The sequence below is a fragment of the Priestia veravalensis genome, assembly GCF_001457055.1.
Classification (GTDB): Bacteria; Bacillota; Bacilli; order Bacillales; family Bacillaceae_H; genus Priestia; species Priestia flexa.
On the sequence record NZ_KQ758627.1, the window covers coordinates 232,962 to 255,101 of the forward strand.

Here is a 22,140-nt window from a genome sequence, read left to right on the forward strand (position 1 = left end):
TTAAGAAGCTGAGCTGACTTCTCCAATGACTAATAGCTTAGGATGAATAATTGATTCATATTGTCCTTCAACCGATAATGTTGTATGGCTAATTCCAACCAACACCTTTTCAACATGAATTTCTTGGGAGTTATGAACAATGGTTACATGATCTGGCTTTAGAGCCAACAATAGCTGATTAGACTGTCCGACACTTCTATACGGCACAAATCTCACCCTCGCATACCAGTCATGATCAATATCCTCATCATGCGAAAATGATTGGACATTTTTACTTAATTGAAGCAGCGAGGAAGGAAGGACTTCTTCAAGTAAGGATGCTGCAACAATCATAACAGGTGTTTTCGTTAATGGATCAACAAGCTGGTTACCGCTATCAATAAGACCTTTTGTATGAATTTCTACACCGTTTAAACTAATCTTCACATCCGCTAGCTGATCAAACGTAATGTTTTTCATCTTCATATCTTCAACTCTAGCCTTTGAGAAGTAGGCTAGAATAGGGAAGCCTAAGCATACGAATAACCAGCTGATAGGGTCTCCAAACTGTGGCTGTGTACTCACCATTTCATCTACCAGCAAATATTGTTGATCAAACAAAAAATGAATTCCTACTAACCCACCACCTACGACAAACGTTGAAAAATAAAATGTTAATAAGTTTTCAATAAAAAAGCGAAGACGCTTATACCCAAAAGCTACTAACACCATAATGAGGGAGAACAGAATTTTAACTGCGGGATGCAGCATAATATCAGAAAATTGAGTAAACATAAGAAGTACAATTAAAGAGCCAATAAATCCCCCTAAGCACAGTCGCCACCATTTAAACTGCCGCTTTAAAACCGTTGCGCATAAAAGCAACAAAATTGTATCTAATCCAAAATTAAGAATCCAGATTAAATCTAAATAGATTGGCACTGATTGAACCTCTCCATTCCTCTTAATCTCTTTTGTTAAAAATTAGTATAAAGCATAATCTAGTAGAAAGTCTGTCATTTCATGGGGGGAAACAAGCAGTATTTTTGAGGAAATAATCCGATATTTGTCATTCTTTATCTATTGAGCAAAGAATAAAGAAAAAAGAAAAACGCGCTGATCTCTTTTAAGATCAGCACGTTTTTTTAGCGTCTACGATTTCGGTTACGTAAGAACGTTGGAATATCTAAAGCATCATCTGATGATTGAGGCTGCGTTGGGCGAGAATATTCTTGTTGAACAGGCTCTTCACGCTTCACTTCACGCTTTGGCGGAGCCACAGGCTGTTGCTGTTGCTGCACACGGTTAGCTGTTAAAGATGGTCGTCCTGGCTTACCTTGAGACAGGTCTTGATCACTAAAGCCTGTTGCAATAACAGTAACAACAATTTCGTCTTTCAGGTTTTCATTGATAACAGAACCGAAAATCATGTTTACTTCTTGGTCTGATGCAGAAGCAACAATGTCAGCCGCCTCTTGAACTTCATAAAGGCTTAAGTTTGTTCCACCTGTAATGTTCATCAGTACACCTTGAGCACCGTCAATAGACGTTTCAAGTAATGGACTTGAAATAGCTTTTTTGGCTGCCTCAGCCGCACGATTTTCACCTGTTGCAATACCGATTCCCATTAAAGCAGAACCCTTGTTAGACATAATTGTTTTTACATCAGCAAAGTCTAAGTTAATAAGTCCAGGTACCGCGATTAAATCAGAGATACCTTGTACACCTTGACGTAGCACATTATCTGCTTCACGGAATGCTTCCAGCATTGGCGTGTTTTTATCTACAATCTCTAATAAGCGATCGTTTGGAATAACGATTAGCGTATCGACAGCTTCTTTCATAGAAGCGATACCACCAGCTGCTTGCGTAGAACGTTTACGCCCCTCAAATGTGAACGGACGTGTGACAACGCCTACTGTTAAAGCGCCGAGTTCTCTTGCGATTTGAGCAATAACAGGAGCAGCACCAGTTCCTGTTCCACCACCCATACCTGCAGTAACGAACACCATATCTGCACCTTTTAAAGCTTCTTGAATTTGTTCTTTACTTTCTTCCGCTGCTTTTTTTCCTACTTCCGGATTGGCTCCAGCACCAAGACCGCGAGTAAGCTTAGCGCCGATTTGCATTTTTGTTTCTGCTTTTGATAAATTTAACGCTTGGGCATCTGTGTTAACCGCAATAAACTCTACGCCTTGAACACCGTGTTCAATCATACGGTTTACTGCGTTGTTACCGCCGCCCCCTACACCGATTACTTTTATCGTTGCTAATTGGTCTACACTTGTATCAAACTCCAACATGATAGTTCCTCCTAATTCATCGAAATTACCAATCCGTAACGTTAATCAAAGAAGTATCCAAAAAACTTCTTCATTAAATTTTGGTCATTTTTCTTTTTTGGCTTCTCATTTGACTGCTGTGGCTGCGCTTGTTGCTGCTGAGGTTTCGCTGCTGGAACAAACTCTTCCTCAAACACTTGCTCTTCCACAACTGGGGCTCCAATTTCACGCCCTTGAATTTTTGCATTTTTATAAGCGAACTTAATGAGACCTACACCCGTTGTGTAATGCGGCTCACGAACTCCAATATAATCAGGTACAGCAATGCGCACATTGTTTTTTAACACAACTTGTGCTAGCTCTAAAATGCCTGGCATTGCTACAACACCACCTGTTAGAACAAAACCACCAGGAATATCTTTGTATCCTAAACGGTTCACTTCCTGCGTTATCATCTCAAAGATCTCTTCTAATCTAGCTTCAATAATATCAGAGATTTCGAGTTGATTAAACTGCTGGTGCTGATCGCTACCAATAATAGGTACGCTAAATACCTCTTCTTCTGATGCATGGTCATAGAAAGCATGTCCATGCTTAATTTTAATAGCTTCTGCATCTTCTGTTGATGTTCGAAGCCCAATTGATAAGTCTTTTGTAATATGTTCTCCACCAATTGCTACTACGGTCGTCACTTTTAAATGCCCTTGATCGAAGATAGCAATAGTAGTAGAGCCTCCGCCGATATCAACCAGTGCAACTCCTAGGTTTTTTTCATCGCGAGACAAAGCAATTGAACCAGAGGCAAGTGGCTGTAAGCAAATATCACTGATTTCTAAACCGGCTCTCTCTACACAGCGTAATAAGTTATGTAACACCGTTCTAGACCCCGTAATAATTGTGCCTTCCATTTCTAAGCGTACGCCAATCATCCCACGAGGATCATTAATTCCCTCTAATCCATCTACGATAAACTGCTTCGGAATAACATCAATGATTTCACGATCAGGTGGAATGGACATAACTTGTGCTGCATCAATTACTCGGTGAATATCTTCATTAGCAATTTCACGATTTTCACTTGATACCGCCACGACACCGTGACAATCTTGTAAAAACACATGGTTCCCACTAATGCCCACGACTACCTTTTTAATTGTAATGCCAACCATTCTTTCAGCTTGTTCTATTGCTTTTCTAATTGATTGAACTGTTGCGTCTATATCAACGATAGAACCTTTTTTCAACCCGTGTGACTTTACATTCCCCACACCAATGATATTCAATGAATCGTTACTCATCTCTCCGATGATTACTTTCACACTGGATGTACCGATGTCTAAACTAACGTATATTTCATTGCTGTTCATTCTTTGGCACCTCCTTTTACATTCTACACATCTTTACTACTTTGACGTCAGAAGAACAACAAACTTTCGATTTAGCTTTTATTATATGAAAATATTCAACAAACTAAGCTTTTTCCCTTTTGTAAATTCAATTTTTTTCGACTTTTTCATGTTAGTCTTTCAATTTCATTCAATTAATTGATTCAAATACGTTTTTATACCGAACGTATATTTTTTCATAGAATAACTATTTACTATAACTATAAGTCTACACCATGAATGAAAGCTAGAAAAGCGAAATTTCAACGTTTCCCTAATTATGTTATCTTTTTTAACACATTAAGGTTATATCACGTTCTTCACTCGCTGTTACAGCCATCAAACGAAAGGGTTGACGGCTATTCATCGCTTTTCTGTTCATTTTTCTTATAGGGTGTAAAAGAGTTTCCTTCCAAATCAATTACGCCTTGTTGTTCTGGCGTTAACTCTTTTACAATAGCTGGATAGTACACAATTTTTTCCGAGAAATTTTTTATCTTTGCACTCACTTCTCTACCATCGTTCATAAACACTTCAACTTGGAGAGGTTCTGCTTTAGTAGGCATATAGTAAATCTCTGAAATAGAACTTGCAAGGCTTACCGGCGTCTTGGCTAGTTCCTGTACCATCTCTTGAATAGCTTCCGGGTCATTCCATTCTACAAGCAAAGGAGCACTTGATATCATTTCGCTACTTTTGATTGCTTTAAGAACTTTTCCATTTTCATTGACGGGGAAATATGTACCGTTTGAAAATACGTATGCTGTGCGCTCGTATTCTTTCACTTTAATTGTTACCTTATTAGGAAAGCTTTTAATAATCGTCGCTGTTTGAATTTCAGGATGCTTTTCTACCAGCTCGCTTACCTGATCTTTATCGACTTCCCAATAGCTTGTTTTATTTGTTAGGTTGCTTGCTTTTATAACATCCTTACTACCCACATATTCGTTCCCTATAACTTCAATTTTTGAAATATTACTTAGGGATGATTGCGAATATACAATGAATAGAATAAGGATGAAAAAGAGTGATAAATAAAAGATAAGCCGCCTATTTGTTTTATGCTTACGCTGCTCTTTGAGCTTAGGCACGCGATCTTCAAGAACAATTAACTTGCTTTTATCTTTATCCATTTTGTTTCACCCTTACCCTGTTGAGAAAGCGCCCTGCTTTCCCTCACTCATTTTCCCATTTTCTTGTTAGAATACCTTGATTATAGCATAGAATCAAGGTCCATCCCCTTAGTTTTTGCATCGTTTTGTTATTAACGACCTATTATTTCTACTTCTGTATGCATGTCAATGTCAAAGCGTTCTTTGATTGTTTTTTTTACATGATCAATCAATGCCAAGACATCGCTTGCCGTGCCGTTACCCGTATTTACAATGAAGTTACCGTGCATTTCACTAATTTGGGCTCCACCAATTGAATAACCTTTTAAGCCAGACTTCTCAATTAGATCTCCCGCATAGTTTGGTAGTGGGTTTCTGAAAATACTACCTGCACAAGGGAAGTTCCAAGGCTGTGTTTCACGACGATAATCTTTGTTCTTTTGCATAACTCCTACGATTTCATCGCGAGTTCCTTTCTTTAGCTGTAGAACTGCCTGCACGCAAACCCCTGGGCGCTCTTTTTGTAAAATTGAGTTGCGATAAGAAAACTTCATCTCTTTATTTGAAAGCCATTCTAACGTTCCGTCTTCAAATAAAATATACGCTTTTTCTAGTATTTGTGACATATCAGAACCGTGAGCACCTGCATTCATGTAGACTGCACCGCCCACTGAACCTGGAATACCACTTGAAAACTCAAGGCCTGATAAACCCTGCTTTGTAATAACAGTAGCAAGTTTAATGCTAGGGTAGCCTCCTCCTACTGTAACGCGCTCTCCGTCAATTTGTAAATCATCAAGTCCTGCTCCTAACTTAATGACAACACCTTCAATTCCTTTATCCGATACCAATAGGTTAGAGCCGCGTCCAATAGCTCTCCACTTCACGTTATGTTTACGAATAATGTCCATTGCTATTTTTAGATTTTCTACAGAGCTTGGTTCCAAAAGTACATCGGCAGGTCCACCAATCTTCATTGTTGTATGTTTGGACAACGGTTCATTTTCACGAACTCTTCCAATATTTAATTCCATTAATTCTTTTACTAAAGCTTCCATAAGAACCTCCTACTAACCATTTTTACTGTTGTCATCCATCATTACATTTATTTATCGTATGACATTCACCTAAAGAATGTACGTCTATTTTAGATTTTAGTGAAGCTTTCAATATTATTTTATCAATTGTTTTAATATATTTCATGCAATAACCTATGTAAACAGGATTTGCTAGCTTATTATAAAAAAATACTCAATCTTTCACATCATATCATAGTTGACAGTAGATTTGGTTATGACAACATTACATTTTTAAAACATTTCATTCAAAAATATCATACACCTGTAAAGAAACAAAATAAACCGCCAATTAACACCTATTTTTCATAGGTTTCATTGACGGTTTATCATTAGGTTTATCGTTAAGTTAATATGGTATCTTTAATAGCGAGAGTAGCGACTAACATTCAGCAATACTCCTACTGCAGCAAGCATTAAAGTCAGTGAAGAACCTCCATAACTTAGAAACGGCAGTGTAATACCGGTAACTGGCATCAATCCAGTTACTACTCCAATATTAATCATAACCTGAATGGCAATCATTGAAATAATCCCAAGTGCTAAGAAACTACCGTATAGATCGGGCGCACCTAGCGCTACTCGTATACCACGCCATAATAACAAGCTAAATAGTACTAAAACCAATGAGCCTCCGATAAAACCAAGCTCTTCTGACAGAATTGCAAAGATAAAATCTGTCTGAGGCTCTGGTAAGTAGAAAAACTTCTGCCGGCTTTGCCCCAACCCTAATCCTAAAAGTCCTCCTGGCCCAATTGCATATAAGGACTGAATAATTTGAAAGCCGCTTCCTAACGGATCTTCCCATGGATCTAAAAACGAAGTGATTCGTTTAATTCGATAAGGAGCAGATAATACAAGTACAACAAATCCTCCTATGCCAAGTAAACCCAGGCCTACAAAGTGACTAATACGAGCCCCTGAGACAAAAATCATAACGATACATGTTCCCACTAGTACTGTTCCTGTTCCTAAATCTGGCTGAAGCATAATGATACCAAAAGCCAGGAACACAAAAGATAAAGCTGGTACCATCCCTTTTTTAAAGGATGTTATGTTCTTTTGATTTTCCGATAAATATTTGGCTAAAAAGGTAATCATTGCAAATTTCATAAATTCCGAGGGCTGAATTGAAAAAGCGCCTACCCCAATCCAACTTTGAGAACCGTTCCTTACCAAACCTACACCCGGAATTAAAACCAATATTAATAGTACAAAACAAATAATGACAAGCGTTTTGGACCACGTTCGCCATGTCCAATAGTCAATGTTCATAATGACAAACATAGCGCATATACCTAACCCAGCAAATAAAAGCTGACGCTTGGCAAAAAAGAATGAATCCTCAAACTTATATGTAGCCCATACTGCGCTTGCACTGTAAACCATAATAAGCCCAATCGTTAAAAGTGCTAGTGTAACGATTATAAGAAAAAAATCTGGCGTAGACCTTTTCGTCGACAATGTCATGCACCTCGAAACAATAGATTAGGGCTCTTGTTTTCTAGGTGTCTAGACAAGCCCTTATTTCAGTTTATGCACAGACTTGATAAACATGTCTCCACGTTCTTCAAAAGTTTTGAACTGATCCCAGCTTGCACAAGCCGGAGATAATAGTACAACATCATCTTCTTCTGAACAGTCATATGCTTCAATTACTGCTTGTTTAACATTATCGACACGTTTAACCACTTGTATTCCTGCTTCTTTTGCGACGCGCTCAATTTTTGGTGCGGTTTCACCAAATGTAATGACAGCTTTCACATGTTCCAAGGATGGTTTTAATTCATCGAATTCATTACCTCGGTCCAATCCACCGGCTAATAAAATGGTCGGCTGTGTAAAAGCAGACAGCGCTACTGTTGTTGCCAATATATTGGTAGCTTTAGAGTCGTTGTAGAATTTACGCTTGTTAATGGTTGTCACATACTGAACGCGATGTTTAACGCCTGCAAACATTGTAAGCACTCGATATATCGCTTCGTTTGAACAACCCAACAGCTTAACGACCGCAATTGCAGCTAAAATATTTTCTAAATTATGCTTACCTGGTAAAACAACATCTTTTACATTCATAACCGCTTCGTTACAGAAATATAGCTGGTTGTTTAGCAGGTATGCACCATCTTTTACTTCTTCTTTAACAGAAAACGGCACAATTTGTGCAGCAATACCTTCGCTTACTTTCCTCACTTCTGCATCATCCATGTTAACCACAGCAAAATCATCTTGTGTTTGATTTTTAAAGATATTGGCTTTCGCTTGCGCATACTCTTCCTTCGTACCGTGATAATCTAAGTGCGCTTCAAATAGGTTCAAAAATAAAGAAATCTTGGGTTTAAAAGTTTCAATGCCCATCAATTGAAATGAAGAAAGTTCCGTTACAATAATGTTTTCTGACTTTGCTTCCTGCGCCACTTCACAAGCCACTGTACCAATATTACCTGCAATTAGCGGGTTTTTACGATCTTCTTCTAGCATTTTATAAATTAACGTAGTGGTTGTTGTTTTTCCGTTACTCCCCGTAATCCCTATGAAAGGCGCTTCGCTAACTTGATATGCTAGTTCTACTTCAGTAATAATTGAGAGCTTGCGCTTTAATGCTTCCTGAAGAAGAGGGTTAGAATACGGAATCCCTGGGTTTTTTATAATTACATCCACACCATCAAGTAGCTCTAATGGGTGATGACCACAAACCACCTTAATGCCAATAGCTTCAAGTTCCTGAGCTGCATCATTTTCATCATATGGTTTCTGATCGTTCACAACCACTTTCGCCCCTAGACTCTTTACAAGTTTTGCTGCTGCTAACCCACTTTTTGCAAGCCCTAAAATAAGTACTTGTTTATTTTGATAACCATCAATTGTTTTCACTTATATCCACACCTCAATGTAAATTCCAAGCATTGCAAACAATAATCCTACAGCCCAAAATGTCATAACGACGCGCCACTCGGACCAACCGCTTAGCTCATAGTGATGATGTAATGGACTCATTTTGAAAACGCGTCTGCCCGTTGTTTTAAATGATGCTACCTGAATCATAACGGATAACGTCTCGATAACAAAAACACCGCCAATGATAACAAGTAAAAATTCCATTTTCATTAAAATTGCAATCGTTGCAATAGCTCCACCTAAAGCTAGTGAGCCTGTGTCTCCCATGAACACTTTTGCTGGATATGCGTTAAATACTAAAAAGCCTAAAACTGCGCCTACAACAGCGACTGAAAAAATAGAAATCTCCAATTGACCTGCATTCCATGCTAAAACAGCAAAGGCACCAAAGGAAATCGCGCTTGTACCTGATACTAAACCGTCTAGACCATCTGTTAAGTTTACTGCGTTTGAGAAGCCGACCAACCAGATGATTAAGAAGATAACATAAAACCACCCAAGATCAATTGGCGTTGGAATTCCCGGAATCGTTACTTCAGTTGAAAATTCAAATTGTCTAGCGATGAAATAAAAAATAATCGCAATAACCACTTGCCCTAAAAACTTTTGCTTTGACGTTAGACCTAAATTTCGCTTTAATACCACTTTAATAAAATCATCTAAAAAACCTAACAATCCAAAACCAATTGTTACAAATAACAGCAGGAACGTACGATACGTTACCTCTGCATATTGATTAGCCATGATTAGCGTTGCCACAATGATTGATAGTAAAATCATGATCCCGCCCATTGTAGGCGTTCCTGATTTTTTCTGGTGTGATTTTGGTCCTTCATCGCGAATACTTTGACCAAACTTTAATCTTCGTAAAAACGGAATGAATACCGGCGACAATAAAACCGTAATGAGGAAGGCTAAGCCGATGGTTAATAAAATAGCTGGCTCTAGCATGTCATTCCCTCCTCATTTAATGTATTGATGTTTCCTAGTTTTTGTTTCAAACAATTCATTACAAATTTCGCTCCCTAATCATTTTACGTGCTACTTCACGATCATCAAAATCCAGAACTTGATTACCAACAATTTGATAAGTCTCATGCCCTTTTCCTGCAATGACAATAACATCATCTTTCTGAGCTTTTGATACCGCAAATTTGATGGCTTCTGCTCGGTCAACAATCGTAACGAAATTATCTGTTTTAATCCCTTGTTCCATATCATGTAAAATGGCTTCTGGATCTTCACTTCTTGGGTTATCAGATGTTAAGATAGCCTCCGTACTGTAAGAAGCTGCAATGTTCGCCATAATTGGACGCTTTGTGCGATCACGATCTCCACCGCATCCAACAATAGTATAGATATTATTTGTTGCAAATTGCTTTACCGTTTGCAACACATTTTCCAAGCTATCTGGTGTATGTGCGTAATCAACAATGACCGTAAATTCTTGGTTTTCATTTACTAACTCGAAACGACCAGAGACTCCTTGTAATTTCGTTATTTCCTCGACAATAACGGACAGTGGCATATCCGATACTAAGCAAGCTGCAGTTGCTGCTAGTACGTTATATACGCTAAATTTCCCAACAAGCTGCATCGTTACTTCCACGCTCTCCATAGGAGTTACAAGCGTAAATGTTGTACCACCGTTTGTCATTTTAATATTTTTTGCACGTATATCACTTTCATTATCAATGCCATATGTAATGACTGTAGCTGCCGTGCTGCGAATATATTCTTCTGATGCTTTATCATCCGCGTTTAAAATCGCAAACTTAGGGCGCTTGTCGCTATAATAAGCATTGCCTAATTGAGCAAATAATAGCCCTTTCGCTCGACGATAATCATCCATTGTCTCATGATAATCTAGGTGATCTTGAGTCAGATTTGTAAACACAGCAACATCAAAGTCACATCCGTGCACTCTCCCCATATCAAGCGCGTGTGAAGATACTTCCATCATTGCTACTTCAACATCTTCTTCTACCATTTGTCCAAATGTTTTTTGTAAAGTTAGTGATTCTGGCGTGGTATTTTTCACGTCATACGACTGATCGCCAATACGGATTTCAATTGTACCAATGAGCCCTGTTTTCTTTTGCTGCGCTTTAAACATATGTTCGATCAAATGTGTAATGGTTGTTTTACCATTTGTTCCAGTTACGCCAATTAAACGTAATTTTTGCGTTGGGTGGCCATAAAACGCATCTGCTAACACAGCCATTGCTCTTTTGGTACTCTTGACTAAGATAACAGGAACGTCCACATCAAGCGGACGTTCCGCTAGAATAGCCACGGCACCTTTTTCGACAGCTGTTTGCGCAAAATCGTGTCCATCAACCGTATAACCGTTTACGCAAATAAACAGTGCTCTCGGCTTTACTTCTCTTGAATCCATTTCAATTGAAGTAATTTCAATGTTTTTTTCAGGAATTTGCACGAAGTCATGTAAATGTCCTAATAGCTTTCTTAAATCCATTGTTACCATGTCCTCTCTATGTGTAAAGCGAAATATCACCTTGAACATTTTACAGAAAAAGAAGCCACGAGGGAACTCCCTCAAGGCTTAATTGTCTCAAACATACAAGTAGATAGTTCCACTTATAGTGAATAAAACGAATAGAATAAAAGAGTTGGGTCATGCCATTACTTATTCTATAAAATGAAACATCTTCTATTGTACCACGTAATCACTCATATATATATGACTTAATTACTCATGTATACTCGAATTGTTTCGCCTTCTTTCACCTTCGTTCCAGCCTCCGGTGATTGTTTAATGACCTTTTCCCCTGAACCACTCACATCTAATTTTAAATTAACTAACTGCTCTTGTAACTCTTTTTTTGATAACCCTACAAAATTTGGTACTTTTATCATTGGTGTATCCAGCCACGTCAATTCCTTTTCAATTTGGCCTGTACGAGGTTGTACACCTAACACTGGCAAGCTATCTTCCATAATCTTTCCTACGATTGGTGCAGCAACGACTCCACCAAATTGAGTAGTGCCTTTTGGATTATCTACCGCTACATATACCACTAGTTCGGGATCATCGGCGGGAGCAAATCCAATAAATGAAACAATATGATTATTTTCTAAATACTTTCCATCTTTTGCTTTTTGAGCTGTTCCCGTCTTACCACCGACTCTGTATCCTTCTACAAACGCATTTTTACCTGACCCTTGAGCAACGACGCTCTCAAGAGCAAATCGAACTTGTTTTGATGTTTCTTCAGAAATAACTTTGCGCTTCGCTTCAGGTTCATTTTTCCGAACAACATTTCCGGTTTTGGGATCAACCCATTCCCTAGCAATATAAGGCGTATACAAGGTCCCACCATTTACAGCTGCTGCTACGGCAGCAACTTGTTGAATAGGCGTAACAGCCACCCCTTGACCAAAAGCAGTAGTTGCCTGTTCTACTGGACCAACACGGTCGAGCGGAAATAAAATCCCTCTTGCTTCACCCTGTAAGTCAATACCCGTTTTGTCACCAAAACCAAAGTTACGGATGTATTTAAAAAGCGTGTCTTTCCCTAAACGCTCCCCGAGTTCGACAAAACCTGGGTTACAAGAATTTTGTACAACCTCTAAGAAAGTCTGCTGTCCATGTCCTCCACGCTTCCAGCACCTTAGTCTCGCACCGCCCACTTCTGCAGCTCCATCATCATAAAATTGGTCCTTCAATAAATCAACCTTCTTTTCTTCTAAAGAAGCTGCTAGGGTGATGATTTTAAAAGTGGAACCAGGTTCATACGCACTCCATATCGGAAGGTTACGGTTATAAACATCTGGGTCAACCGTTTGGAAATCAGCAGGGTCAAATGTTGGCCTACTTGACATTCCTAAAATTTCACCCGTTTTAGGATTCATTGCAATAGCAATCATCCCATCTGGGTTATAGGTAGTTTGTGCATTATCGAGCTCTCGCTCAATAATTGTATTTACTCTAGAATCAATGGTTAACCTTAAATCCAGTCCATCAACCGGCTCTGTGTAATCATCTGCAATATTGGGCATTTTCTTTCCTTTTGCATCTGAATAGAGCTTAACTGAACCTTGTTCACCTTTTAACTCCTTATCATAGTAAAGTTCCAAGCCCATTAAACCTTGGTTATCAACTCCCGCAAATCCTAACACATGCGAGAGATAGCTACCGAATGGATAATGGCGCTTAGAATCTTCTGCAATATACACACCTTTTAGATTCAAATTTCTCACTTCATTTGCTTTAGCATGTGAGATTTTACGGCCTTCGGGGCGTAGATAGACGCTAGAAGCGGACTTGGTAATTTGTTCATATACTTTTTCTTTCGTTGTATTTAACACTTTTGCCAGCTGTTCAGCTGTATTTGCCGGATCTTCAACTTGCCTTGGCATAATTAAAACCGTCGGAGCGCTTTTATTCGTAGCTAGTGGTACATCGTTACGATCTAGGATTTTCCCTCTCTCTGGTTCAAAAGGGATATTTCTGCTCCAAAGCCCCTTAGCTTTTTCTGTGAGCGCATCGCCCATGAAAAGTTGCACATACCCAAGCCTTGTGTCAATAATTAAAAAAATTAAAAAACCCGCAATTAAAACTGCTGCTAATCGTTTGCGAACAGTTACTCCTGATACCCGCATATAATAGAACCTCCTCTGAATCGGCTCGTTCCAATATATGCTTGTACACTATTCGATAGAACGTATTTCTAATCAGTTGGTTCAGTTGGTTTTTCGTCTGAACTATCTTGCTCTTCTTTACTTTGAACCTCTTCTTCTTTCTGCTTTACTTCTACAGCTTCCGAAAGGGATTCGGGAGGTTCAAGCTCTACCACTAAATAGCTACCTTCTTTAACAGCTTTACCAGGTTTAATACTTTGAGTCACAACAAAGCCACTGTCTAATGCACTAACTTTTATATTCATAAACTCAGTAAATCTGATCACATCGCGGTGAGACCAGCCGGTTATATCGGGCATCGTTGGTGTACCTTTTGTTTGTAAAAATACCTTTTCTCCGCTAATAACAGTGTGCGCTGCTTTAGGAAATTGGTCATCGATGCTTTTGCCTTCTCCAACAATGACAGGCGTTAATCCTTTTGCTTCTAATTCTTTCTTGACGTCACCTACTGATTTACCTTCATAACTATCAAGTTTAATTTCAGAAGATGTGCTTTTTTGCTTCTGCTTTTCTTCATCTGTTTCTTTAGGCTTAACTCCTAACGCTTGTAAGCTATTTTTCATAACCGGATTAAAAATCATCGAAAGCGGAGCTGAACCTGACTCTTGAGAAGTTAGGTTTGGATTTTGGACCGCTACATAAACCACTAGCTCGGGGTCTTTCGCTGGTGCAAACCCCATGAATGAGAATAGGTTTTTACCATGTCCATGCAAATATCCTCCTCCGTTCGGATTTGGTATTTGAGCCGTTCCCGTTTTGCCAGCCACGTCATAGCCTTCAATAGCATACGCTTTTCCAGTACCATCATCCTCAGATACAACACTTTCAAGGATATCAAGTACTTCATTGGCTGTTTGTTTTGAAATAGGTTTCCCTACCACTTCTGGCTTCGTTTCTTTTTTCACCTTGTTCGTTGTACCATCTACAACTTTTTCAATGACGTAAGGCTTCATCATTTTACCATCGTTTGCAATGGCAGTAGCAGCTTGAATTTGCTGAATTGGAGTGAATGCTGACCCCTGACCAAATGCAGTCGTCACTCGATCCCTTGGATATTTAGAAATCAGTTTACTAGAAGCTTCTCCAGGCAAGTCGATTCCCGTTTTTTTCATAAATCCGAAATCCTCTAAGTAATTAAAGAGCCTTTCTGTCCCAAGCTTTTCGTTGGCTAGAATCGCAATGGCAACGTTTGACGAACGTCGAATGCCTTCGTCAAACGTAATGGGTCCCCATCCGTTACCACCGTTATGGTCACGAATTGGCGCATCTTTTTCGCTAACTTTGTAAGCTCCTGATTGATAAATATCCTCGCCGTTATAAACACCTTCTTCAATCGCAGCGGCGAGCGTAAAGATTTTCATTGTAGACCCAAGCTCAAAGCTGTCTTCAATAATAGGGTTTCGATAATTTGTAATATCACGAACGTTTGGGTTAAACGTTGGTCGCGTAGACATTGCTAGAATCTCGCCCGTTTTTGGATTTGCAACTACAGCCATAATGTTATCTGGATCGTATTCCTTTTGAGCGTTTGTCAAAGCATCTTCTACAAACGTTTGAATTTTTTCATCAAGGGTTAAGTAAATATTGTCACCGTTTTTTGGAGGGACAATTGATTCTTTTGGATCTGGAAGCTTAATTCCATTTTGACTAGCTTGATAAAATACTTTTCCATCTTCTTCTGTTAGCTGCTTATCATAGACTTGTTCTATCCCCATTTTCCCAACGATTTTTCCTTCATCATTCTTTTGTGCGTAGCCTAAAATGTGAGAGGCAAACACTCCGTTTGGATAAAAACGCTTCGCATCTCGCAAGAACGTAATACCAGGTAACTTAAGCTTTTCAATCTTTTGCTTAGTCGTATTGTTAATATCTCGTCCCCCGGGACCAAGTTCTACTTGAAACGAGCCTTTTTTTACACCTTTATCTAACAAGCTCTGTAATTCTTCCTCTTTCATGTTGAGCAACGGCGCTAATTCTTTTGCTGTTTTTTCCGTATTTACTACGTGCTTTGGCTTGTCTTTATCTTTTGTTTGGTCTGGGTCTAAAATTGCTACAACCGTATATGCTCCCGTGTCGTGTGCAATAGCTTCTCCGTTACGATCATAAATCGTTCCACGCTGTCCTTCAATGGTTGTTTCTCTCGTATATTTTTTTTGTGCGATTTCGGCTAAAGCTTGACCTTCAGCTTTTCCTGTGGCCTGTATATAAAAGAACCTTCCTGTTAATACAAAAAAGAGCAATGCAAATATTACAATCAATATTGCTGCTCCTGTACTAATATTGCTATTTTTCTTAGGCATTTTCATTGGTTCAATTTTCGACTACTTTAACGTTATTTTCGTTTAAACTTAGTCCTAGTTCTTTTGCTTTTGCCCAAATTCGCTCATACGCACTTAGCTCTGTTACCTGAAGCTTCAACTCATTGTTTTTTGTTTCTTGTTTTTGGATGTTTGATTCCAACGCCTGTACTTCTGCATTTGTACTGTAAAGCGTTGCCTGATTAGAAATCATTTGAACTGCACCAAAAAGCATAAGTGCAAGTGTACCTGTATAAACAAACTTTTCACCGACCGAAATCTTTCGTTTCGACTTTTTTACAACTTTACGAACCGGCTGCTTTTGTTGTTCATGTTGCGTGTTAGGTTTAACTTGATACGCTACATTACTCAACACAATCCCCTCCTTTTTTCTCTTTGCCTGTTACGCTTACTTTAATTTCTCAATAATTCTTAACTTCGCAGAACGAGCTCGCTTATTATCAACCACTTCCTCTTCAGAAGGCACAATTGGTTTGCGCGTAATTACCTTCATTTTCGGTTGGAATTCTTCTGGGATAACTGGTAATCCATGTGGAAGCTGTGGGACTGTGCTCGCATTTTTAAATGCTACTTTGCAAATACGATCTTCTAACGAGTGAAAAGTAATAACGCTCACTCGTCCACCAACGCTGATTACGTTCATTGCTTGTTCAACTGCATCTTCAAACACTTGAAGTTCATCGTTTACAGCAATACGAATTGCTTGGAACACACGCTTCGCTGGATGCCCACCCGTTCTACGTGCAGCAGCGGGAATACCGTCTTTGATAATGTCAACAAGTTCCAGAGTTGTTTCAATTGCCTTTTGCTCACGATATGACTCAATTTTTCTAGCAATTTGCTTGGAGAATTTCTCTTCACCATATTGAAAGAAAATCTTCACAAGCTTTTCATAAGGCCATTCATTGATGATATGATAAGCAGAAAGGCTTGAGTTCGTATCCATTCTCATATCAAGAGGGGCATCATGGTGAAAGCTAAAGCCACGCTCCGGGGTATCTAACTGTGGAGATGAAACACCTAAATCAAATAAAACCCCGTCTACTTCTGTGATTCCATGCTCTTCTAATTTTTCTTTTAAATAGCGAAAATTACTTTTTATGAGCGTTACTCGATTTAGATAAGGGGCTAATTTCCCCTTTGCATTTTCAATTGCAATGTCATCTTGATCAAATGCAATTAACCTACCTTCATCAGATAACTTCTTGACGATATATTCACTATGACCTGCTCCGCCAAGCGTACAGTCTACATAAATTCCGTCAGGCTTAATATTTAAGCCTTCTGCTGCTTCTTTTAGCAAAACAGTTGTGTGATTAAACATGTTGACACCTACTTCTTTTTAAACTACTTAATTATGTATAAACACCTTGAAATAAAGGTAAATTTTATACATTTTTAATACCATTTCATTATATATCAAATTTCAACATTTTTTCAGCTATTTATACAAGAATTAAGTAGAATTTTGTCTTTCTGTTACAAAAGGTTTTATTTTGTTAAACACGAGACATATTCCTGGCATAAAAAGTAAGGTGCTACGATGTGTTTTAGAGTTTGTAAAAAAATAACTGTTTAGGATTTGTTTGGTTGCTTTGTGTATGTACACTGTTTCTCTTTTATAAAAGAAAAATCCTGCTTTGCAGCAGGATTTTATTAGAGGTAACAGACCTTTAGATGATGATTAAATTCGACTTCCTCATTGAGTAATTGTGACACGAACTGCATGCCATATTTATTTAAATAATAAGCGACGTTCCAGATTCGTTCTTGAGGAGCTCCATTAGGACGAAGCGCACACTCAATTTTATTGTATTTCGTATGCGTTACATCATGCTTAATGAGCTGTTTAGATTCGACAATTTTTTGAACAGTCTCCATTTGCTTTTGAAGAATTGCTCGATTTTTCAATAGAACTTCTTCAAACGTTTTGTCTTCTTTTTGAACATTTTCACGAAGAGTTTTATGAATTTCTTCTATTTTTTCTTTCGCTTCATTAAAGTATCCTTCATAAGGATTACGAACTTCTGCACGTAGCCATGCTTCTCGCTCTGTAGCTACTCCTTGTACAACTGCTTTTTCTGAATTAATATTTAGTTCTTCTAAATATTTAGCAATGTTACGCTCTACTAACGTATAAGATAGGCGAGGAACAACCGGAGGCATAGTAAAGTTAAAGATATTAAACGCTTGCTGTAACTCTGCCCAATACGCTACTTCACCAGGTCCAGCAACAAAAGCTAATGTTGGAAGCAGATATTCTTGCATTAACGGACGCGTCACTACATTATTGCTTAATAAATGTGGACTTTGCTTTGCAATCTGAATGAGGTTTTCTTTTGAAAAAGACACTTCATCTTGCTTCCCTTTAAAATTCTGAGCTTCATCTCTCTCTAACAAGATACGGTTTCCCTCATGAGAATAGAAAAGATGTGCTGTTTCACTTCCAACGTCAATCACCTTTTTATAGTCATCGCTTAACTTTTTCTGCTGAGCCATAACGGACTGAGAAAGGGCTTCATTTTGCTCGATTAGCTGAATAAAGAACGAGGATTCAATTTTACGCAATTCTTCCGAAGCAGCATCCATTAAAATTAAGCCATACTCCGTAAACAACTTTGTCGTTAAATACGCAAAAAAATCGGTAAAGGTTTGAGATTGCTGAAGCGAGCATTTTAAAAAGGACAATACTTCTTTTGTATGCTCTGTTTCACCAAACAGTTGAAACAAGCTATCAATCCACTCACTACAGGCTTCTTGGTTTATGTTAACATTGGAAACCATATCTTTGGTTTTCAGCGACTGCTTAAACGTTTTTTTAAGCATTTGCCCTTTTTCTTCCACATAAACATGATTAATTTCAGCAAAATCATGATCTTCTCCTGCAATCCAAAATACTGGTAGTACAGGTACTCCCAGCGCTTCTTCTTGCTGTTTCGCTAACAAAATGATTGAAATAACTTTATGGATTGTGTATAGAGGTCCTGTCAAAAGCCCTGCTTGCTGACCACCTACCACGACAACACTGTCTTGGTCACGAAGCTGTTCAATGTTCTCCAAGGTTTTGTTTGACGCATTTAGCTTCTTATTGAATCCCGTCAAGTACTCAACAAGCTCTTCTCTTGGATGAGTATAGCTTTTCAGATCATGTAAGCGCTCTTTATAAACATCACTTTTATGTATATTGTAATGAAAGTATGACATAGCTTGGTTGCTACCTTGTATATATTCTTCTGTTAACTTGTTCGTTGCTGATAAAGAGACATCTGTAATCTCCATGAGAGAACTTCCTTTCTATAACTAATACTTGTTCAGTTTACCTAGCTTCATTATCCATATTGTTTCTCGACACGTCTAGTAACATGCTTCATAACTTTAATAATTCAAAGATTAGGCCGCTAACAACTAATAACACATGTGAAAACAAAAAGAAAAAGAAGCTGATTCGAAACATCCCTTTTGTTATTCTTTTCAGCTGTAAGTCTTTCTTCACCTGCCAGTTTATAAGCATCACAATCATCGCCAAAACGAGCAGCACTAAAATAATCAGCCACAAAAAAGACTGGTTGAAAATTTGCTTGGCAAAGTAGTGCGTGGATACAATTAAAAAAATTGTTGAGACATATGTAGAGATGTGAACTGCTTTACGCCGATTTTTCATCACTTTTTTGAGTAGAGTGTATAATACAAAAAAACCTACCACTGGCAGCGTGATAAACGTAGCCAAGATGCTTACAACTAAGCTCCCCATTCACGGTCACCTTCCTTCACTTCCACTATCTTCCAACCCTAATATTCCATTATATACAAAGTGGATAATAGGAGTATTAATTTGGCGCTTAGCCGCTTCTTCTAAAATATAGCCTAATATGGATTCAACTTCTGTTTTTCTTTGCTGTTGAAGATCTTTCCTCATTGATGAATGATTTTGAGCTGTTTTTTCACAAACATCTACTACTCGATTCCAATAGGCTGTTGGGTCTTTTAATCGTAACACAGCATGCAGCTCATTAAAAACGGCTTTCGCTGTTTTATAAAAATAGGAATTATGTATGATTTCACCGTTATTCACTCGGTAAAGAGCTGTTAAAGGGTTGATTACTGCATTCACAACAAGCTTTTGAATAAGCATTTCATACCAATCATTCTCCTGCATAAATGCAAACACATCAGAATGAAACCGTTGAAAGGAAATTAAATCCCCTCCTTTAAACAAAGCAACACGCGTGATGCCAACTCCTGAATGAGTCACCACATCATCTGTTTCTTTCATCGCACCATGCTCAACAACTCCTAAATAGATGGTACGCTGAGGAAGACGTTTTGCCAATGTAACATGACTCATTCCATTTTGAAGGAATAATACCGATGTATGCTTTGGAGCCTTCATTAAGTAAGGAATAATATCTTTAATGCTATATTGCTTAACTGCTACCACAATTAGTTCATAATGCACAAAGGCTTCATCAAGTCTTAAAACCTTCGCATCCACCTTTACCTTTTTCACATTTTTTTTACGCTTTAGCGTTATTCCATGTTCACGCACTTGGTCTGCTTGCTCTTTTCTTCTCGTATACAGAGTAACTTGAGCATGATCAGCCAAGTATGCGCTCACCAAAAGGCCGATTGCGCCCCCTCCAATTACTGCTATCTTCATTAGGCTTTCCTCATTCTATTAGTTTGTTTTCTTACCATATACCTAAACCATTCATAAACCATGTAAGATATTGAACACTTACCTTTACATAAGTAGCACAGATTCTATTAGTTTAGCAAACATTTTTAATCATTAAAACAACATCTCTTCGCATAAAAAGCTAGGCAAGAAATACTCACCTAGCTTTTCTATACTATTCATTTTTGTTCGTTACACTGGATATACAGGGTGTTTTCTTCGAACTTCCGCTATTGTTTTTGTTTCATAATAAGCAAATCGTTCAATTAAAGTTTGGCGAAGGTCATTAGCTGGCACGATATCGTCAATAATCATCTCGGAAGCTAGCGTGTATAAATCAATATGCTCTTTGTACTCTTGTTGCTTCTGCTTAATATACAGCATTCGCTCTTTTGGATCGGTAATCTCATTAATTTTATTGGAATAAACAGCGTTAACCGCTGCTTCCGGTCCCATTACGGCAATTTGTGCTGTAGGGAGGGCAATGCAGCAATCCGGTTCAAATGCTGGCCCTGCCATAGCATATAGTCCGGCTCCATATGCTTTGCGCACCACCACAGAGATTTTTGGAACAGTCGCAGAACTCATAGCAGAAATCAATTTTGCACCATGACGAATAATACCTGCTCTTTCCACTTTTGTTCCAATCATAAAACCTGGTACATCAGCTAAGAATAAAAGCGGAATATGGAATGCATCACATAGCTGGATAAACTTCGCCCCTTTATCAGCGGAGTCAACAAAAAGTACGCCACCTTTTATCTTTGGCTGATTTGCAATAATACCAACAACTTTGCCATCCATCCTTGCAAGACCTGTAATGAGTTCGGGTGCAAATAACTTCTTAATTTCATAAAATGTTCCTTCATCAATTAACGTATCAATTGCATCATACATATCAAACGGAACGTTTTGGTTTTCAGGAATTAACTCTCCTAGTGTTTTGGATGTCTTAACAGGTAACTTCCCTTCAAGCACAGCTGGCTTTTCGTGAAAGCTTTGAGGAAAATAACCAAGGTACAATTTTGCTTTTGAAATTGCTTCTTCTTCAGAATAAACAAGCACGTCTCCACAACCGCTCACACTACAGTGCATGTGAGCACCACCCATCTCTTCTAACGTCACTTTTTCTCCAATAACCTTTTCAGCCATTCGTGGCGACCCTAAATACATTGAAGCGTTTCCATCAACCATAATGACGATATCACAAAACGCAGGAATGTAAGCTCCTCCTGCAGCAGAAGGACCAAATAATAAACAGATTTGCGGAACTACCCCCGACATACGCACTTGGTTATGAAAGATTTTCCCCGCCCCTCGTCGGTTCGGAAACATGTCTAATTGATCCGTAATTCGAGCTCCTGCTGAGTCAACTAAATATAGCATTGGTACCTGCAGCTTTTCAGCAGTTTCTTGAATACGAATAATCTTTTCAACTGTTCTTGCTCCCCAAGACCCTGCTTTAATTGTTGAATCGTTCGCCATTGCGCATACCGTTTGACCGTTCACCTTGCCGATGGCTGTAACAACACCATCAGCTGGTAAGCCTTTAGCTTGATTATTAGCAAACATCGCGTCTTCTTTATACTCACCTTCATCAAACAATAAAGCCAAACGATCTCGAACAAATAGTTTATTTTGTTGCTTTAACTTTTCATGATATTTTGCGTCTCCACCTGCTCGAATTTCTTCACATTTATCTTCATAACGCTTTTGTAAATCATTTGTATGTATCATACGCTCACTCCTT

General features: G+C 38.5%; 17 protein-coding genes. All 17 read right to left on the reverse strand.

All coding sequences use genetic code 11. From position 1 onward, the window contains the following. The 17 genes from spoIIGA to AS180_RS01275 all read right to left on the reverse strand — a co-directional run bounded on the left by spoIIGA (position 1) and on the right by AS180_RS01275 (position 22,127). Positions 1–921, reverse strand: a complete 921-nt coding sequence (gene spoIIGA, locus AS180_RS01195; protein WP_025908845.1) for a sigma-E processing peptidase SpoIIGA — start codon at positions 919–921, stop codon at positions 1–3. Positions 922–1,124: 203 nt separating this feature from the next. Beyond that, positions 1,125–2,282, reverse strand: a complete 1,158-nt coding sequence (gene ftsZ / locus AS180_RS01200; RefSeq protein WP_025908844.1) for a cell division protein FtsZ — start codon at positions 2,280–2,282, stop codon at positions 1,125–1,127. Between the two features lie 41 nt (positions 2,283–2,323). Further along, the gene (ftsA, locus tag AS180_RS01205) at positions 2,324–3,628 is read right to left on the reverse strand and encodes a cell division protein FtsA (RefSeq protein WP_025908843.1); all 1,305 of its coding nucleotides are present in this window, start codon (positions 3,626–3,628) and stop codon (positions 2,324–2,326) included. Positions 3,629–4,005: 377 nt separating this feature from the next. Further along, positions 4,006–4,779: a cell division protein FtsQ/DivIB gene (locus AS180_RS01210; protein WP_061784805.1), complete on the reverse strand. Its 774-nt coding sequence runs from the start codon at positions 4,777–4,779 to the stop codon at positions 4,006–4,008. A 131-nt stretch (positions 4,780–4,910) separates the two neighbouring features. After that, on the reverse strand, positions 4,911–5,816 hold the full coding sequence (murB, locus tag AS180_RS01215; RefSeq protein ID WP_025908841.1) for a UDP-N-acetylmuramate dehydrogenase: 906 nt from the start codon (positions 5,814–5,816) through the stop codon (positions 4,911–4,913). Positions 5,817–6,197: 381 nt separating this feature from the next. Then, positions 6,198–7,304, reverse strand: a complete 1,107-nt coding sequence (spoVE, locus tag AS180_RS01220; RefSeq protein WP_035320307.1) for a stage V sporulation protein E — start codon at positions 7,302–7,304, stop codon at positions 6,198–6,200. Positions 7,305–7,358: 54 nt separating this feature from the next. Continuing rightward, complete coding sequence (gene murD, locus AS180_RS01225; RefSeq protein WP_062686237.1) at positions 7,359–8,708, reverse strand: UDP-N-acetylmuramoyl-L-alanine--D-glutamate ligase; 1,350 nt, start codon at positions 8,706–8,708, stop codon at positions 7,359–7,361. Then, on the reverse strand, positions 8,709–9,683 hold the full coding sequence (gene mraY / locus AS180_RS01230) for a phospho-N-acetylmuramoyl-pentapeptide-transferase (RefSeq protein ID WP_025908838.1): 975 nt from the start codon (positions 9,681–9,683) through the stop codon (positions 8,709–8,711). A gap of 58 nt (positions 9,684–9,741) precedes the next feature. Then, positions 9,742–11,211, reverse strand: a complete 1,470-nt coding sequence (locus tag AS180_RS01235; RefSeq protein ID WP_025908837.1) for a UDP-N-acetylmuramoyl-L-alanyl-D-glutamate--2,6-diaminopimelate ligase — start codon at positions 11,209–11,211, stop codon at positions 9,742–9,744. A gap of 230 nt (positions 11,212–11,441) precedes the next feature. After that, complete coding sequence (locus AS180_RS01240; RefSeq protein ID WP_025908836.1) at positions 11,442–13,358, reverse strand: stage V sporulation protein D; 1,917 nt, start codon at positions 13,356–13,358, stop codon at positions 11,442–11,444. Between the two features lie 68 nt (positions 13,359–13,426). After that, the gene (locus AS180_RS01245) at positions 13,427–15,703 is read right to left on the reverse strand and encodes a penicillin-binding protein (RefSeq protein WP_062686239.1); all 2,277 of its coding nucleotides are present in this window, start codon (positions 15,701–15,703) and stop codon (positions 13,427–13,429) included. Between the two features lie 4 nt (positions 15,704–15,707). Beyond that, positions 15,708–16,067 carry a cell division protein FtsL gene (ftsL, locus tag AS180_RS01250; protein WP_025908834.1) on the reverse strand — a complete coding sequence of 120 codons (360 nt, stop codon included), beginning with the start codon at positions 16,065–16,067 and terminating at the stop codon, positions 15,708–15,710. Positions 16,068–16,103: 36 nt separating this feature from the next. Then, positions 16,104–17,039 carry a 16S rRNA (cytosine(1402)-N(4))-methyltransferase RsmH gene (gene rsmH / locus AS180_RS01255; RefSeq protein WP_025908833.1) on the reverse strand — a complete coding sequence of 312 codons (936 nt, stop codon included), beginning with the start codon at positions 17,037–17,039 and terminating at the stop codon, positions 16,104–16,106. Between the two features lie 332 nt (positions 17,040–17,371). Then, a complete protein-coding gene (gene bshC / locus AS180_RS01260; RefSeq protein WP_062686241.1) occupies positions 17,372–18,994 on the reverse strand; it encodes a bacillithiol biosynthesis cysteine-adding enzyme BshC in 1,623 nt (540 codons plus the stop codon). A gap of 88 nt (positions 18,995–19,082) precedes the next feature. Beyond that, positions 19,083–19,466, reverse strand: coding sequence for a DUF3397 domain-containing protein (locus tag AS180_RS01265; protein WP_025908831.1), 384 nt, complete (start codon positions 19,464–19,466; stop codon positions 19,083–19,085). A 6-nt stretch (positions 19,467–19,472) separates the two neighbouring features. After that, positions 19,473–20,372, reverse strand: a complete 900-nt coding sequence (locus tag AS180_RS01270) for a 2-dehydropantoate 2-reductase (protein WP_025908830.1) — start codon at positions 20,370–20,372, stop codon at positions 19,473–19,475. Positions 20,373–20,582: 210 nt separating this feature from the next. Further along, positions 20,583–22,127: an acyl-CoA carboxylase subunit beta gene (locus tag AS180_RS01275; protein WP_025908829.1), complete on the reverse strand. Its 1,545-nt coding sequence runs from the start codon at positions 22,125–22,127 to the stop codon at positions 20,583–20,585. Positions 22,128–22,140: the final 13 nt, after the last annotated feature.

Excerpts from the sequence above, each read along its gene's own strand:
- ftsZ (WP_025908844.1), bottom strand. The coding sequence starts at position 2,282 with ATGTTGGAGTTTGATACAAGTGTAGACCAATTAGCAACGATAAAAGTA.
- ftsA (WP_025908843.1), bottom strand. The coding sequence starts at position 3,628 with ATGAACAGCAATGAAATATACGTTAGTTTAGACATCGGTACATCCAGT.
- AS180_RS01210 (WP_061784805.1), bottom strand. The coding sequence starts at position 4,779 with ATGGATAAAGATAAAAGCAAGTTAATTGTTCTTGAAGATCGCGTGCCT.
- murB (WP_025908841.1), bottom strand. The coding sequence starts at position 5,816 with ATGGAAGCTTTAGTAAAAGAATTAATGGAATTAAATATTGGAAGAGTT.
- spoVE (WP_035320307.1), bottom strand. The coding sequence starts at position 7,304 with ATGACATTGTCGACGAAAAGGTCTACGCCAGATTTTTTTCTTATAATC.
- mraY (WP_025908838.1), bottom strand. The coding sequence starts at position 9,683 with ATGCTAGAGCCAGCTATTTTATTAACCATCGGCTTAGCCTTCCTCATT.
- AS180_RS01235 (WP_025908837.1), bottom strand. The coding sequence starts at position 11,211 with ATGGATTTAAGAAAGCTATTAGGACATTTACATGACTTCGTGCAAATT.
- AS180_RS01240 (WP_025908836.1), bottom strand. The coding sequence starts at position 13,358 with ATGCGGGTATCAGGAGTAACTGTTCGCAAACGATTAGCAGCAGTTTTA.
- AS180_RS01245 (WP_062686239.1), bottom strand. The coding sequence starts at position 15,703 with ATGAAAATGCCTAAGAAAAATAGCAATATTAGTACAGGAGCAGCAATA.
- rsmH (WP_025908833.1), bottom strand. The coding sequence starts at position 17,039 with ATGTTTAATCACACAACTGTTTTGCTAAAAGAAGCAGCAGAAGGCTTA.
- bshC (WP_062686241.1), bottom strand. The coding sequence starts at position 18,994 with ATGGAGATTACAGATGTCTCTTTATCAGCAACGAACAAGTTAACAGAA.
- AS180_RS01265 (WP_025908831.1), bottom strand. The coding sequence starts at position 19,466 with ATGGGGAGCTTAGTTGTAAGCATCTTGGCTACGTTTATCACGCTGCCA.
- AS180_RS01270 (WP_025908830.1), bottom strand. The coding sequence starts at position 20,372 with ATGAAGATAGCAGTAATTGGAGGGGGCGCAATCGGCCTTTTGGTGAGC.
- AS180_RS01275 (WP_025908829.1), bottom strand. The coding sequence starts at position 22,127 with ATGATACATACAAATGATTTACAAAAGCGTTATGAAGATAAATGTGAA.